Origin of the sequence: Candidatus Pantoea floridensis (assembly GCF_900215435.1) — a bacterium.
Classification (GTDB): Bacteria; Pseudomonadota; Gammaproteobacteria; order Enterobacterales; family Enterobacteriaceae; genus Pantoea; species Pantoea floridensis.
The window spans coordinates 466589-481666 of sequence record NZ_OCMY01000001.1; the positions used below are offsets into that span (position 1 = coordinate 466589).

The window sequence follows — 15078 nt, forward strand, 5'->3', positions numbered from 1 at the left end:
GAATTTTTATCCTTATGAGCCATGTCAAAAATCCACCACGCGTGGGATTCGTCTCCCTCGGCTGTCCGAAAAACCTTGTCGACTCTGAACGCATCCTGACGGAACTGCGTACGGAAGGCTATGACGTGGTACCACGCTACGACGATGCAGAGATTGTCATCGTTAACACCTGTGGATTTATTGATAGCGCCGTACAGGAATCCCTGGAAGCGATTGGTGAAGCGCTGAACGAAAACGGCAAAGTGATCGTCACCGGCTGCCTCGGTGCCAAAGTGGATCAGATCCGCGAAGTGCACCCCAAGGTACTGGAGATCACCGGCCCGCACAGCTACGAACAAGTGCTGTCGCACGTGCACACTTATGTGCCAAAGCCGGAACACAACCCGTTCCTCAGCCTGGTGCCGGAGCAAGGTGTCAAACTAACACCGCGCCATTACGCTTATCTGAAAATTTCTGAAGGCTGCAACCATCGCTGCACCTTCTGCATTATTCCTTCGATGCGTGGCGATCTCGATAGCCGCCCAATTGGATCGGTACTCGACGAAGCCAAACGTCTGGTGGAAGCCGGCGTGAAAGAGCTGCTGGTGATCTCGCAGGACACCTCGGCTTACGGCGTGGATGTTAAACACCGCACCGGTTTCTGGAACGGTTCACCGGTGAAAACCAGCATGGTCAGCCTGTGCGAGCAGTTAGCCAAGCTCGGCGTGTGGGTGCGTCTGCACTACGTGTATCCCTATCCGCACGTGGATGACGTCATCCCGCTGATGGCAGCAGGCAAGATTCTGCCGTACCTGGACATTCCGCTGCAGCACGCCAGTCCGCGCATCCTCAAGCTGATGAAGCGTCCAGGCGCCGTAGAACGTACGCTGGAACGCATCAAGCGCTGGCGCGAAATTTGCCCGGAGCTGACGCTGCGCTCAACCTTTATTGTCGGCTTCCCTGGTGAAACCGAAGAAGATTTCCAGATGCTGCTCGACTTCCTGCAGGAAGCGCGCCTCGATCGCGTTGGTTGCTTCCAGTACAGCCCGGTTGAAGGCGCCACCGCCAACCAGCTGCCGGACCAGGTACCGGATGACGTGAAGCAAGCGCGCTTTGACCGCTTTATGCAGCTGCAGCAGAAAATCTCCAGTGAACGTCTGCAGGAGAAAATTGGCCGCGAAGTGCTGGTGATCATCGATGAAGTCGACGAAGAAGGCGCAGTTGGCCGCAGCATGGCGGATGCGCCAGAAATCGATGGCGCGGTCTATCTGAATGGCGATCGTCAGGTAAAAGTCGGCGACGTGGTGCGCGTTAAAGTGGAACACGCCGACGAATACGATCTTTGGGGCACGCGCGTTTAACCATACTTCTGTTGGTGCGCGCGTTTGCGCGCCAGATAGTCAGTATCTGCCCTTATCTTGTCCCAGCACGCTTTAAAAACGGCCGCCGCAGCGGCCTTTTCTTTTTCTGTGGTGCGCGGCAACACCTTGCCCTCCCCATCATATTTGCGTCCGCCCTGATGATTGCTGTAGCGGCGTGCTCGCGTATAACCCATTTGAATATATTTACGCGCCATGTCCATGCCGACAAAATCGTCCTGCGCGCGATACGCCTCAAACATCTGCATAATCTGCTGCGAAGAGTGCTGCGCCAGCTCCACGGTGCGAAAACGCCAGTGCGGCAGAATTTCACTTTTGTAGGGCTCAACCATCAGCACGCCCTGCTCACCGCGTCCCACCTGATATAACTCGGGCTGGCGACGAAAATCGATGTGCTTGAAATCCTGCTCATAATCAAACGGTTTCATCTGTTTTTCCCACCTTTCATCGTCCCGTGACGTAATTATTTCCAGACGGCGCTTAAGCGATTTGCTTTTACACCGATAACATAACTATCAGCCTACTTCCTCAGAGATGCCCCTATGTTTAAACGAATGAAAATTGTGACCGCCATCATGATGATTCTGGTGGTTTTCACCGCGATGCAGGCGATTTCCGGCTCGCTGTTTTTATCATCCCTGATTGCCGGGCAGCATAATTTCACAACCAGCAATCAGCTGTCACAGCAGCAGCGTGAAGTGGCCGATGGCTGGCAAACGCTGGTGAAAACGCGCGTCATCATTAACCGCGTCGCTATTCGTATTCTGAAAAATCAAACTGATGAGTCATCACTTGCGGCGATCAATAAACTGCTGCTGTCCGCAGGCGCGTCGCTTGATGAAGCTAATCAGCACTATCAGCTGTATAAAACCATGCCGCGCCTGCCCGGACAAAGCGCCGACGCAGCCAGCGTCATTGAGGCTAAGTTCACCGCTTTCGCTGACATACTGAAACAGTCCGCCGTGTTCCTGAAGGCAAATGACTATGCCGCCTACGGCAATCTGGATGCACAGCAGGCACAGGACGATCTGGAAGCCGCTTACAAACAGTGGCGCGAGCAGAATGTTCAACTGCTAGCGGAACGTAATGCAGAAAACAATAGCACCTATCAGCAGATGTTGGTGATGGTGGGCGTCATGATCGCCGTGGTGTTGCTGTTGCTGATTGCCGTGTGGGTGCTGGTACGCCGTATTCTGCTGGCCCCGATGAAACAGGTTCAGCAGCAGCTGGAGCGTTTTGCTGACGGCGATCTCTCCGCCAGCTTGCAGGTGGAAGGACGCAGCGAAATGGCGTCGATCGCCGCCAGCCTTAACCATATGCAGCAGGCGCTGCGCAACACCATCAACAACGTACGTGATAGTGCTGATGCCATTTTCGGCAGCGCCAGCGAAATCGCGACCGGTAATAACGACCTCTCTTCGCGTACCGAGCAGCAAGCGGCGTCGCTGGAAGAGACAGCGGCAAGCATGGAAGAGCTAACCGCAACCGTTAAACAGAACGCTGATAACGCGCGTCAGGCTACGCAACTGGCAAAAACAGCGTCAGAAACGGCCGACAAAGGTGGCAATGTGGTTGATGGCGTGGTGAAAACCATGCGCGACATCGCCGATAGCTCGAAGAAAATTGCCGACATCACCAGCGTCATTGACGGCATTGCTTTCCAGACGAACATTCTGGCACTGAACGCGGCGGTAGAAGCGGCGCGCGCTGGTGAACAGGGCCGCGGCTTTGCCGTGGTGGCCGGTGAAGTACGTAATCTGGCGCAGCGCAGCGCACAGGCGGCGAAAGAGATTAAACTGCTGATTGAAAATTCGGTGCAGCGCGTGAATATCGGTTCACAGCAGGTGAGCAGCGCGGGCGATACGATGCAGGAGATCGTCAGCGCCGTCACGCGCGTCACCGATATCATGGGCGAGATTGCTTCAGCGTCTGATGAGCAGAGCCGTGGCATTGATCAGATTGGTCAGGCGGTGAATGAGATGGATCGCGTCACGCAGCAGAATGCCACGCTGGTGCAGGAATCCGCTAACGCCTCGGCATCTCTGGAGCAGCAGGCGAGCAGCCTCTCCTCTGCGGTTTCGCGCTTCAATACCGGCACGCGTCAAGCGACGGTACCTGCTACCAAAGCGGTAAAACCTGCACTTACTCCTACCCGCGCGCTGCCTGCGGTGGCAGCACACAGTAACGATAACTGGGAAACGTTCTAAAGCAGTTATCTTACAGTTGATGAAAAGGTCGCCATAAATAGCGACCTTACGGATGATCGATGCAGGTATTGTGCGGCTGAAATCAGCACGTTTTTGTAGGGTCGTCATTCATGGCGACCCAATCTCACATCAAGTTTTCAGTTTCGGATCGAGCGCATCACGCAAACCATCGCCCAACAGATTAAACGCCAGCACGGTGAGGAAAATCGCCAGGCTAGGGAAAATCGCCACGTGCGGCGCAATCACCATATCGGCGCGCGCTTCATTGAGCATCGCCCCCCACTCAGGCGTAGGCGGCTGCGCGCCCAAGCCGAGAAACGACAAGCTCGCCGCAGTAATAATTGACGTACCGATACGCATGGTGAAATAGACCACAATCGACGACACCGTACCGGGTAAGATATGTCGCATGATGATGGTCCAATCCGACGCGCCAATACTGCGCGCCGACTCAATATAGGTTTGATGTTTCAGCACCAGCGTATTGCCACGTACCAAACGGGCAAACGCCGGAATGCTGAAAATCGCCACCGCGACAATGACATTGCTCATGCCGCTGCCCATGATCGCCACCACCGCAATCGCCAGCAGAATGCCGGGAAAGGCAAACAGCACGTCACAAATACGCATGGTGATACGATCCCACCAGCCTTCGTAATAGCCCGCCAGCAAACCCAACACCGTGCCAATCAGCGCGCCAATCGCCACGGAGAAGAAGCCCGCAATCAGCGAGATGCGCGTTCCCACCAGCACGCGACTGAAGATATCGCGCCCCAGCGAATCGACGCCAAACCAGTGCATCAGCGACGGTCCTTCATTCAGCCGGTCGTAATCAAAATAGTTTTCCGCATCAAACGGCGCAATCATCGGCGCAATAAACGCCACCACAATCAGCAGCAGTACAAACAGTCCGGCCAGCAGCGCCACATGTTGCCGGCGAAAGCGCCGCCAGAATTCACGCCACGGCGTGCGCACCCGGTTTTCGGTGATGGTCGGCAGAGTTTTTAATGCCGCGGCACGTCGCCAGTTCTTCAATTGCGACTCCTTACTTGTAGCGAATTGCCGGGTTGATTGCCGCGTACAGCACATCGACAATCAGGTTAATCAGGATGAACTCCAGCGAGAACAGCAATACTTCGGCCTGAATCACCGGGTAATCGCGCATCTCTACCGAATCCACCAGCAAGCGGCCTAAGCCAGGCCAGTTGAACACCACTTCCACCACAATTGAGCCGCCCAGCAGGAAACCGAACTGCAGGCCCATCATGGTTACCACCGGAATCATCGCATTACGCAGGCCATGTTTTACCACCACCAGCGATTCGCGTACCCCTTTGGCGCGCGCGGTGCGCATATAATCTTCCTGCATCACCTCCACGAACGAGGCGCGGGTGAAGCGCGCCATCACCGCCGCCACCGCGGCACCCAGCGTGATTGACGGCAAAATGTAGTGTTTCCAGCTATCTGCGCCCACGGTCGGTAACCACCCGAGTTCGACGGAAAACACCTGCATCAGCAGCATGCCGAGCGCAAACGCCGGGAACGAGATGCCCGACACCGCCAGCGTCATACCGATACGATCCGGCCAGCGATTGCGCCATACCGCGGAGGTAATGCCAATCGCCATACCGAAAATGACCGCCCACACCATACTGCTCAGCGTCAGCCATAGCGTAGGGAAAAAGCGCGCGGCAATTTCATCAATCACTGGACGCTTCGAGACCAGCGAATGACCGAAATCGCCCTGCACCGCATTGAGCATGAAGTGCCAGAACTGTTTGATCAGCGGCTGATCGAGGCCGAGATCCTGACGCACCAGCGCCACTACCGAGGCATCCGCTTCCGGGCCAGCAATCAGGCGCGCCGGATCGCCCGGCAGCAGGTGAACAAACAGGAATACCAGCACCGCAACAATCAGCAGCGTGGGAATCAATCCCAGTAATCGTTTGAGAAAATAGTTGAGCATGCAAAGTCCTGCGCAGCATCGGCCAGCCCCGCAGGGCTGGCCGCGTCTGTTACTTCAGATCGGCCTCATCAAAATTGAATGAGGTATCGGGCATGACATAAAAACCGCTGAGGTTTTTATTGTTGGCAGACAGCAGTTGCTCGACCACCAGTGGGATCCACGGATGATCGTTCCAGATGCGATCCTGCGCGTCTTTATACAGTTTGGCCTTCTGATCGCGATCGGTGGTTTTCAGCGCATCGGCGAGATCTTTATCCACCTGCGGATTGCTGTAGAACGCGGTGTTAAAGATCGCTGGCGGCCAGGACGTCGTGGCGAACAGCGGCGTCAGCGCCCAATCGGCTTCACCCGTTGAAGCGGACCAGCCGGTGTAGAACATGCGCACACCGCTCTCTTTCTGCCCTTTGCTCTCTACTTCAGCCGCGCGCTGACCGGCATCCATCGCCGTCACCTTCACCTTCACGCCCACCTGCGCCAGCTGCTGCTGAGTGAACTGCAGCACTTTCTGCGCGGTGCTGTGGTTATGCGATGACCACAAGGTGGTTTCGAAGCCGTTCGGGAAGCCGGCTTCTTTCAGCAATTCACGCGCTTTAGCCGGATCGTATTTGATCGCCGGATAGCTCTGGGCAAAGTCGATGGTTGGCGGCACGATGCCGGTAGCTGGCGTGGCGTAACCGGCAAAGGCCACTTTCGCCAGCGCCTGACGGTTAATCGCGTACTCCAACGCTTCACGCACTTTCGGATTATCAAACGGCTTTTGCGTGACGTTGAGGCTGATATAGCGCTGCATGATCGACGGCGTGGTCACCACATCGAGCTTGCTGTTGCCTTGCAGCAGTTTGGCCTGCTCAAAGGGTACCGGGAAAGCAAAGCTTGCTTCACCGGTTTGCAGCATTGCCGCGCGGGTGTTGTTATCCACCACCGGACGCCAGGTAATGCTATCCAGCTTCGGATAGCCTTTTTTCCAGTAGCCATCCCACTTCTTCACTTTCACGAAGTCGGTCTGATTCCAGGTATCAAAGGCAAACGGGCCGGTACCCACCGGATGGAAGCCAATATCCTTGCCATATTTCTTCAACGCGGTCGGTGAAATCATCACCGCCGCCGGGTGCGCCAGGTTGTTGATGAAGGCTGAGAACGGCTGTTTCAGGGTGATCTTCACCGTGCTCGGATCAACTACTTCGGTAGTGGCGATATATTTGAACAGGTTATAGCGCTTGAGGTGGTTATCCGGATTGCTGGCGCGATCGAGGTTAACTTTCACCGCTTCGGCATTGAAATCGGTACCATCCTGGAATTTCACGCCGGAACGCAGCTTGATGGTGTACGTCAGGCCATCGCTGCTCGCCTGATAGCTCTCCGCCAGTACGTTGGTCAGCTTCATGTCTTTATCAAAGCCGAATAAGCCCTGATAGAAAGACTTCGCTACCGCCTGCGACAGCGTATCGTTGGCATCGTAAGGATCGAGCGTGGTAAAGGTTGAGGCCACCGCAATCACCGCATCTTTCGCCGCCCACGCGGGCAGCGCCAGCGCCGAACTCAACAAACCGGCAGTGATAACCCCTTTTCGCATAATATGGTGCATCGTTATCGTTCTCCTGTAATCCCTGTCATGCGCGACATCCAAAGATGTGCGGTTATTTGCTGCTCAGGCGCCGCTAATTGCGTGGCGGGCAACAAAATGGCCCGGTGCCACTTCCAGTAAGGGCGCCACTTCCGGCTCATCACCCAGCGGGCGAATCGGGCTGGGGATCTCATCCACCATCAGCGCCCGCTCACGATGCCGGTGGGCCGGATCGGCCACCGGCACCGCGGCCATCAGTTTTTTGGTGTAAGGATGACGCGGCTGTTCGAACACGGCCTGGCGCGGTCCCATCTCCACAATCTGTCCAAGATACATCACCGCCACGCGATGGCTGATACGTTCTACCACCGCCATATCGTGCGAGATAAATAAGAAGGCGATACCAAATTCGCGCTGCAAATCGAGCATCAGGTTGATGATCTGCGCCTGAATTGACACATCCAGCGCCGACACCGATTCATCGGCAATCACCACTTTGGGATTGAGCGCCAGCGCACGCGCAATGCAGATGCGCTGCCGCTGCCCGCCGGAAAACTCGTGCGGATAGCGCTGCGCATGTTCCGGCAGCAGGCCAACACGTTCCAATAGCCAGGCGACGCGCTTCTCCGCCTGACGGCGATCCATGGTTTGATGCACCAGCAGCGGTTCCATAATGGAAAAACCCACGGTTAACCGCGGATCGAGTGAGGCGTACGGATCCTGAAAGATAAACTGAATATCACGGCGCAGCGACGCCAGCGCATTGCCCTGCAACGCATCAATGCGCTGGCCATCAAAGGTAATCGTGCCGCCCTGGCTGGCTACCAGCCGCAGCAGTGAACGTCCGGTAGTAGATTTACCACAGCCGGATTCGCCCACCAGCGCCAGCGTTTCACCGGCGTAAAGATCGAAACTGACTTTCTCCACCGCGTGAACGCGACGCTTCACGCGATTGAGCAACCCGCCGCGAATATCAAAGCGCGTAACCAAATCACGGACCTGTAAAATCGGCGGTCGATCGTGGCGTACCGTATCCTGCGGTGCAGCAATTTCTTCGCGACCGTTAGCATGCAGTAAGGGAAATTTTGCCGGTAACGGCTGGCCGTGCATGGCGCCGAGCTTTGGTACCGCCGCCAGTAATGCGCGGGTATACGGCTGCTGCGGATCGGCAAACAGCTGCTGCACCGACGCGCGCTCTACTACATCGCCGCGATACATCACCTGCACGCGATCGGCCATCTCCGCCACCACGCCCATATCATGGGTGATGAAAATCACCCCCATCTGCATCTCTTTTTGCAGCACGCGGATCAACTGCAGAATTTGCGCCTGAATAGTGACGTCGAGTGCGGTGGTGGGTTCGTCGGCAATCAGCAGCGCCGGTTTACACGACAGCGCCATGGCAATCATTACGCGCTGTCGCATGCCGCCCGAGAGTTGATGCGGATAGCGTGATAACACATTTTGCGCTTCGGGAATGCGCACCAGATCGAGCATGCGCCGCGCTTCCGCCAGCGCCTGTTGGTGGCTTTTGCCCTGATGCAAACGGATGGATTCCGCAATCTGCTCGCCCACGGTAAAAACCGGGTTAAGCGAGGTCATCGGCTCCTGAAAAATCATCGCCATATCAGCGCCGCGCACCTTGCGCATCTGACCGCTGGAAGCGCGCATCACATCCAGCACGTCGCCATTACGGCGACGTAGCTGGATTTCACCGCTCACCTCGCCACCGGCCTGCTGAATTAAACGCATCAGCGCCAGTGAGGTGACGGATTTGCCCGAACCCGATTCACCCACCAGCGCCAGCGTTTCACCGCGATGCAGGTCGAGCGACAGGTTGCGCACCGCTTCGGTAATGCGTCCTTCATGCTCAAAGCGCACGTTAAGATCGCGCACCGCCAGAACCTGCTCCGGCGCAAACTGCAGCTGTTGGTCCGTCATGCCTGCTCCTTAGCTGTCGCGGTAGATCGCTACCTCAACATCGCCATCAACATAGGCGAATCCGCGATACATACCTTCGCTGTTAAACGGCAGCGCGACATTACCTGCGGCATCCACCGCAATCAGCCCGCCGCTGCCGTCCAGTTCCTGCACTTTGTCGTGAATGACATTGGCGGTGGCCTGCTGCAGCGAGCGTCCGGCGTAGTGCATCTGCGCCGCCACGTCATAGGCGGCGAGCGTACGGATAAACACTTCACCGGTGCCGGTACAGGAGACAGCAACGCTGTCGTTACTGGCATAGCAGCCCGCGCCGACCAGCGGTGAGTCACCAACGCGCCCGGCCTGTTTATTGGTCATACCGCCGGTGGAAGTGGCGGCTGCCAGATTACCCTGAAGATCGAGCGCGACTGCGCCAACCGTACCGAATTTGCGATCCGGATCCAGCGGATCGTCGCTGTGACTGCTTGCTTCGCCGTCGTGATCGAGCACCATCTGCTGGCTGTGCAGCGCGCGCTGCAGCTGTTCCCAGCGCTCCGGCGTGGAGAAGTAATCGGCCTCAACCGGCGTTAAGCCCTGTTCTGCGGCGAACGCTTCTGCGCCAGCACCAATAAACAGAACGTGCGGACTGTTTTCCAGCACCTTACGCGCCGCCAGGATCGGATTGCGGATATGGCTGACGCCCGCCACGGCACCCACGTCCCGCGTGCGGCCATCCATGATGCTGGCATCCAGTTCGTGGCTGCCCTGATGCGTGAAGACCGCCCCTTTACCCGCGTTGAACAGCGGGCACTCTTCCAGCAGGCGTACGGCTTCTGTCACCGCATCCAGCGCACTGCCGCCAGCCGCCAGAATCTGCTGGCCGGCGGTAACGATTGCGTTCAGTTGTTGACGATAGTGCTGCTCTTTTTCGGCGCTCATTGCCGCACGCGTAATCGCGCCCGCGCCGCCGTGAATTGCGATAACTGCTCTGGCCATAACCGGTACCCTGTAAAGGAATCAGAACCAAAAACACTGATTTAGAATGGTTTTCATCTTTTTTTGGCAATTTTCGACTATAGAAAGCCCCCCTCATCTTGTAAAGCAGAAACTGCCTTCACGGTCATAACCTTTTATTGTGGATTATGCTTTTTTGGTCGCTATGTGTTTACTCGCTGCATAGTTGCAAACCAAGACAAGCGATATCACAGATCGCACGCATCGTAGCGACGCAATTTATTGCGCGATAAATCGCGCCGCTGCGGAATGGGCGGTGAATGAGTAACGTGCGCACTCGCTTAACGGCCACGCATTACCCATAATAGACCGCATCTGAAATTAACCAGGCAGAGATGGACATGGAACCTTTTACCGCAGGATTAATCTCCCTCGAAGACGCGCAGCAAAAGATGCTGCAGCAGTTAACGCCCATTAGCGATTCGCTCAACGTTTCGCTGTTTGAAGCCGCCGGGCGCATCACGGCTAAACCGATTAACTCACCGCTCGATGTGCCCTCTTTTGATAACTCAGCCATGGACGGTTACGCCGTTCGTCTGGCGGATATCGCACCCGAGCGCCTGCTGCCGGTTGCCGGCAAAGCGTTCGCCGGTGCCCCCTTTAGCGGCGAGTGGCCAGCGGGCAGCGTGATTCGCATTATGACCGGCGCGCCCATTCCCGCCGGGTGCGATGCCGTGGTCATGCAGGAGCAAACTGAGCAGCGCGACGGTGGCATTGTCATTACCGCGCCCGTGCAGCGGGGCCAGAATATCCGTCGCATCGGTGAAGATATCCAGGCAGGAAAACAGGTTCTCGACGCTGGCGTACGCCTCGGCGCCGCTGAACTGCCGCTGCTGGCCTCTCTGGGCATCGCCGAAGTGAATGTGCTGCGCAAATTGCGCGTCGCCATTTTCTCTACCGGTGATGAATTGCAGGCCGTTGGCCACCCCCTGGCGGCGGGTCAGATATATGATACCAACCGTTTTACCGTGGCATTGATGCTCAATAAACTCGGCTGCGAAGTGATCGACCTGGGTGTGATTGCCGACGATCAGGCTGCGCTGCGTAATGCCTTTACAGAAGCCGATCGCCAGGCCGATGTGGTGATCAGCACCGGCGGCGTGTCGGTCGGCGAAGCCGATTTCACGCGGTCGATGTTGGAAGAGCTCGGCGCTATCACCTTCTGGAAGCTGGCCATGAAGCCGGGCAAACCCTTTGCCTTTGGACGGCTGGCAAACAGCTGGTTCTGCGGCCTGCCGGGAAATCCGGTCTCTGCGGCAGTGACGTTCTATCAGCTGGTACAGCCGCTGCTGGCGACGCTGACCGGGCAAACCACCCGCATCATGCCGCTGCGCCAACGCGCGCGCGCCACGCAGCGTTTGAAAAAGTCGCCGGGTCGTCTCGATTTCCAGCGTGCGATTCTCAGCCGCGGTGATGACGGCGTGCTGGAAGTCCGCAGCACCGGCGCGCAGGGTTCACACGTATTCAGTTCGTTTGCATTGGCTAACTGTTTTGTGGTGCTGGAGCGCGATCGCGGCGATGTGGAAGCCGGCGAATGGGTGGAGGTTGAAGCCTTTAACAGTCTGCTGGAGGGCTAGTGCACATGGAGCTGAGTGATGAAGAGATGCTGCGCTATAACCGCCAGATCGTGCTGCGCGGCTTCGATTTTGACGGCCAGGAGAAACTTAAGGCTGCACGCGTGTTGGTCGTCGGGCTGGGCGGACTGGGCTGTGCAGCCGCACCTTATCTGGCCTCGGCGGGTGTAGGCCATCTCACGCTGCTCGATTTCGATACCGTCAGCCTGAGTAACCTGCAGCGCCAGATTTTGCACAGCGATGCAAAAATTGGCGTAGCGAAAGTAGCCTCCGCGCAGCAGCAGCTGGCGGCCATCAATCCCCATTGCCAGCTGGAAGCGATTGATGCTCAGCTGGATGATGCACAGCTAAGCGCACTTATCGCACGGCACGACGCGGTGGTGGATTGCACTGACAACGTTACTACGCGCGAGCAGATCAACCGCCTCTGTTTTCAGCACAAGGTGCCGCTGATTTCTGGGGCAGCGATTCGTATGGAAGGTCAGCTGAGCGTATTTACCTGGCAACCCGGCGAGCCCTGCTATCGCTGCATCAGCCGTTTATTCGGCGATCAGGTATTGAGCTGTGTCGAAGCGGGCGTAATGGCACCGCTGGTGGGTATCGTCGGGGCTATGCAGGCGATGGAAACCTTAAAGGTGCTGACTGGATTTGGCACCCCCGCGAGCGCGAAGTTGCTGATGTACGACGCAATGAGTGCAGAATTTCGCAGCATGAACGTGGCGCAGGATACGCATTGCGAGGTTTGCGGCAAATAGGTCGCCAGACATGGCGTAATGCCGCTCACCTAAGCAAAAAAATGCCTTTTTATGCAGGTGCGCATGAATGCGCACCCTACGAAAATCCGGCGATATCCACGTAGGCTCACCATTGATGGTGACCGGTTTACGCTTAACTGACGAGCATTACGCCATTCATAGCGACTCGCTCATCTTTATTCCTGCGGGAAAATGGTGCCTTTATTCATAATCCCATTCGGATCGAAAGCGGTTTTCAGCGCCTGCAAAATAGGCCATGCGCTGCCGTGCTCCTCTTTCGCCCACTGTACGCGATGTTTACCAATGCCGTGATGATGCACCATGGAGCCACCCAGCTTCAGCGTCTCTTCCACAATCATGCCGTTCAGCGGTACATGATATTTCGCCATCTCCTCTTCCGGGCGGCAATCCACCACGTTGTAGTCATAGACAAAATACATATTGGTACCATTGATATAGCTATGTGAGGAGTGTCCACCGAGCATGGTGATATCTTTCGCATGCGGAAATTCAGTACGGATGCGTTTTAGTACGTTTTCATAAATCGCGTTGATGGTTGACCAATCTCCCGACACCTCGGTGGTGAAGCCCATATTACCGGTACGCAAGATGACGTCGCGCTCGGCCTGCACTTTGTCGGGTCCCCAGTTGAGATTTTCGAACCAGTTCTGAATCAGCGTGCTCTCGACCGGCTGACACGCTTTATGTTGCGCCACTATCGCTTCAATCCCTTTGCCCGTCGCTTCACTGATGCCGCGCGTCCCTTCTGCCATAAATATCAGAACGCACTTATTCTGCGAGAAGTGGCTAAAGTGCTGATTGGCATCTTCCGGATCGTACAGACGCGCAATCGAAGGGCGATAACCTTCAACCATCACTTCGCGCAGGATTGAGAAGCCGGTTTTCATTGAATCAAGCAGATAACCATAGAAGCGGTTGTTCTCTGGCTGGTATTTGAACATTTTCACCGTGACCTCGGTGATGAAGCACAGCGCGCCTTCATTACCAATGATCACATGGCGGATATCCGGCCCCGCCGCACGACGTGGCACATTTTTGATGCGAGTGATATCACCATTGGGGAATACCGCTTCCAGACCAACGACCATATCCTCAATCGCACCGTATAACGTTGAGAATTGACCAATGCTGCGTGTTGCCACCAAACCGCCCATCTGCGCCAGCGGTTTGGACTGCGGCGAATGACCGGTGGTATAGCCCTGCGCGCGCAGCTGATTCTCCAGTACCTCCAGCGTCACGCCGCACTGCGCGGTAACCTGCATGTTTTCAATGTCGATCTTGATGACCTTATTCATGCTGGACCCGTCCAGCACCACAGAATTCGGTGCCGCCGTTTCTAATCCCCCTTCGGTGGCAGAGGCGCCGGTGCGTGGCACACCATTGATCTGGTGACGATTCATAAACGCCAGCACATCCGCGACCTGCTGCGTATTTTGCAACTTCACCACCGCCGCAGGAATCGGCATGGTATAAACGCCGTGAATATCGGCATATTTGCGAAAACGGTCATGGCTGCTGCGGCGTAACTCTGCCTCATCGGTAATAATCTGCTGCGGGCCAGCGATCTCTTTTAACTGCTCGACAATGGCTTCACGTGAAAGCGTCATAATATATTCCTCTAAATCTTCAAGTATCACGGGTATAAATTAACGAACCCGATATCCACCATCGACCACCAATAAATGGCCGTTGACATAATCTGATGCACGACTGGCTAAATAGACCATCGCCCCCATTAAATCCTGCGTATTTCCCCAGCGATTAGCGGGAATATGATCCAGTACGCGCTGATTAGTAACCGGATTACTGCGCGTCGCCAACGTAATAGGCGTGGCGTAATAACCGGGAGCAATCCCGTTGACCTGAATATTGTGTTGTCCCAACTCATCACAATAGGCTTTGGTTAAGCCGGCAATTGCATGTTTAGTGGCCGCATAAGCGGGCGATCCTTGCCCACCCAGCCAGGAAAAGAGGGAACAAATATTAATAATTTTACCGTGCTTTTGCGGCACCATTATTTTCGCGGCCTGATGGCTCATTTCAAATGCTGCGGTAAGATTTACCTGGATCATCGGATCCCAATCCGCGCGATCAAATTCCAGCACGGAATTCAGCTTACAGATCCCAGCATTGTTCACCAGAATATCCAGCTGACCCAATCGCTCCAGACACTCCGCGACAATGCGCGCCGGTTCACCGGCCTGAGTGATATCAGCCTGCATGAATTCGGCACGCACACCACTATTTTCAATCAGTTGGCGTGTTTCCGGATTGGCAGGGGCGAGGTCAGGAATAAACACATTGGCGCCGGCTTTGGCCAGCGCCACGGCAAATGCCTGGCCTAATCCGCTATTGCCACCGGTGACAATCGCGCTTTTTCCATGCAACCCAAAGAAGTCGAGAGAAAAACTCTCCAGCGCTTCCGTCGTCATTATTAACCTCCTGGCTGAATAACGGGCAATAAAAAAGGAGAAAAGCAAGCTCCTTCGCGGTGAAGCGAAGAAGTTACTTTTCTCCTAATCTCGAGTAACTGTTAATTACGCTAACATGGGCTTTTCTAAATTTAAAGCGATCGCCATCACAAAATTCCGGCAGAATAAAAATCATAAATAATGCTGGGATTTTATTAAGCGAAATAAGAAAAAGCTGAAATATCCACTTCCTTTTAATTTGTGATTTTCTTCACAACACCTTTCTCG

At 55.7% G+C, this 15078-nt stretch carries 12 protein-coding genes; 4 read left to right on the forward strand and 8 right to left on the reverse strand.

Going from position 1 to position 15078, the window contains the following annotated elements; translation table 11 throughout:
* Positions 1-14: 14 nt before the first annotated feature.
* Positions 15-1340, forward strand: a complete 1326-nt coding sequence (gene rimO / locus CRO19_RS02270; RefSeq protein ID WP_097094411.1) for a 30S ribosomal protein S12 methylthiotransferase RimO — start codon at positions 15-17, stop codon at positions 1338-1340.
* On the opposite strand, the gene CRO19_RS02275 is transcribed toward rimO, so the two are convergent.
* Positions 1337-1786: a DUF4385 domain-containing protein gene (locus CRO19_RS02275; RefSeq protein ID WP_097094412.1), complete on the reverse strand. Its 450-nt coding sequence runs from the start codon at positions 1784-1786 to the stop codon at positions 1337-1339. The genes rimO and CRO19_RS02275 overlap by 4 nt on opposite strands.
* A gap of 114 nt (positions 1787-1900) precedes the next feature.
* Here CRO19_RS02275 and CRO19_RS02280 point away from each other — a divergent pair, with 114 nt between their 5' ends.
* Positions 1901-3565 (forward strand): methyl-accepting chemotaxis protein, encoded by a 1665-nt coding sequence (locus CRO19_RS02280; protein ID WP_097094413.1) that lies wholly within the window; start codon positions 1901-1903, stop codon positions 3563-3565.
* Positions 3566-3694: 129 nt separating this feature from the next.
* Here the strand turns inward: CRO19_RS02280 and gsiD are convergent, their stop codons facing one another.
* The 5 genes from gsiD to CRO19_RS02305 form a co-directional block, all read right to left on the reverse strand.
* Positions 3695-4600, reverse strand: coding sequence for a glutathione ABC transporter permease GsiD (gene gsiD / locus CRO19_RS02285; protein ID WP_097094414.1), 906 nt, complete (start codon positions 4598-4600; stop codon positions 3695-3697).
* A 10-nt stretch (positions 4601-4610) separates the two neighbouring features.
* Positions 4611-5531, reverse strand: coding sequence for a glutathione ABC transporter permease GsiC (gene gsiC / locus CRO19_RS02290; RefSeq protein WP_097094415.1), 921 nt, complete (start codon positions 5529-5531; stop codon positions 4611-4613).
* A gap of 49 nt (positions 5532-5580) precedes the next feature.
* Entirely contained in the window at positions 5581-7116 is a 1536-nt protein-coding gene (gene gsiB / locus CRO19_RS02295) for a glutathione ABC transporter substrate-binding protein GsiB (RefSeq protein WP_097094416.1), read from the reverse strand.
* A 63-nt stretch (positions 7117-7179) separates the two neighbouring features.
* Positions 7180-9036, reverse strand: a complete 1857-nt coding sequence (gene gsiA, locus CRO19_RS02300; protein WP_097094417.1) for a glutathione ABC transporter ATP-binding protein GsiA — start codon at positions 9034-9036, stop codon at positions 7180-7182.
* 9 nt (positions 9037-9045) lie between these two features.
* Complete coding sequence (locus CRO19_RS02305; RefSeq protein ID WP_097094418.1) at positions 9046-10011, reverse strand: isoaspartyl peptidase/L-asparaginase family protein; 966 nt, start codon at positions 10009-10011, stop codon at positions 9046-9048.
* Positions 10012-10370: 359 nt separating this feature from the next.
* Between CRO19_RS02305 and moeA the strand changes: the two genes are divergently transcribed.
* Positions 10371-11606 carry a molybdopterin molybdotransferase MoeA gene (gene moeA / locus CRO19_RS02310; protein WP_320204507.1) on the forward strand — a complete coding sequence of 412 codons (1236 nt, stop codon included), beginning with the start codon at positions 10371-10373 and terminating at the stop codon, positions 11604-11606.
* 5 nt (positions 11607-11611) lie between these two features.
* Positions 11612-12358: a molybdopterin-synthase adenylyltransferase MoeB gene (moeB, locus tag CRO19_RS02315; RefSeq protein ID WP_370659781.1), complete on the forward strand. Its 747-nt coding sequence runs from the start codon at positions 11612-11614 to the stop codon at positions 12356-12358.
* A gap of 176 nt (positions 12359-12534) precedes the next feature.
* Here moeB and CRO19_RS02320 read toward each other — a convergent pair whose 3' ends face one another.
* Both CRO19_RS02320 and CRO19_RS02325 read right to left on the reverse strand, forming a co-directional pair.
* The gene (locus CRO19_RS02320; RefSeq protein ID WP_097094421.1) at positions 12535-13986 is read right to left on the reverse strand and encodes an FAD-binding oxidoreductase; all 1452 of its coding nucleotides are present in this window, start codon (positions 13984-13986) and stop codon (positions 12535-12537) included.
* A 39-nt stretch (positions 13987-14025) separates the two neighbouring features.
* The gene (locus CRO19_RS02325; RefSeq protein WP_097094422.1) at positions 14026-14811 is read right to left on the reverse strand and encodes an SDR family oxidoreductase; all 786 of its coding nucleotides are present in this window, start codon (positions 14809-14811) and stop codon (positions 14026-14028) included.
* Positions 14812-15078: the final 267 nt, after the last annotated feature.

Bases quoted from the DNA above. Each gene is read 5' to 3' on its own strand.
- rimO (WP_097094411.1), top strand. From the start codon at position 15: ATGAGCCATGTCAAAAATCCACCACGCGTGGGATTCGTCTCCCTCGGC.
- CRO19_RS02275 (WP_097094412.1), bottom strand. From the start codon at position 1,786: ATGAAACCGTTTGATTATGAGCAGGATTTCAAGCACATCGATTTTCGT.
- CRO19_RS02280 (WP_097094413.1), top strand. From the start codon at position 1,901: ATGTTTAAACGAATGAAAATTGTGACCGCCATCATGATGATTCTGGTG.
- gsiC (WP_097094415.1), bottom strand. From the start codon at position 5,531: ATGCTCAACTATTTTCTCAAACGATTACTGGGATTGATTCCCACGCTG.
- gsiB (WP_097094416.1), bottom strand. From the start codon at position 7,116: ATGCACCATATTATGCGAAAAGGGGTTATCACTGCCGGTTTGTTGAGT.
- gsiA (WP_097094417.1), bottom strand. From the start codon at position 9,036: ATGACGGACCAACAGCTGCAGTTTGCGCCGGAGCAGGTTCTGGCGGTG.
- CRO19_RS02305 (WP_097094418.1), bottom strand. From the start codon at position 10,011: ATGGCCAGAGCAGTTATCGCAATTCACGGCGGCGCGGGCGCGATTACG.
- moeA (WP_320204507.1), top strand. From the start codon at position 10,371: ATGGAACCTTTTACCGCAGGATTAATCTCCCTCGAAGACGCGCAGCAA.
- moeB (WP_370659781.1), top strand. From the start codon at position 11,612: ATGGAGCTGAGTGATGAAGAGATGCTGCGCTATAACCGCCAGATCGTG.
- CRO19_RS02320 (WP_097094421.1), bottom strand. From the start codon at position 13,986: ATGACGCTTTCACGTGAAGCCATTGTCGAGCAGTTAAAAGAGATCGCT.
- CRO19_RS02325 (WP_097094422.1), bottom strand. From the start codon at position 14,811: ATGACGACGGAAGCGCTGGAGAGTTTTTCTCTCGACTTCTTTGGGTTG.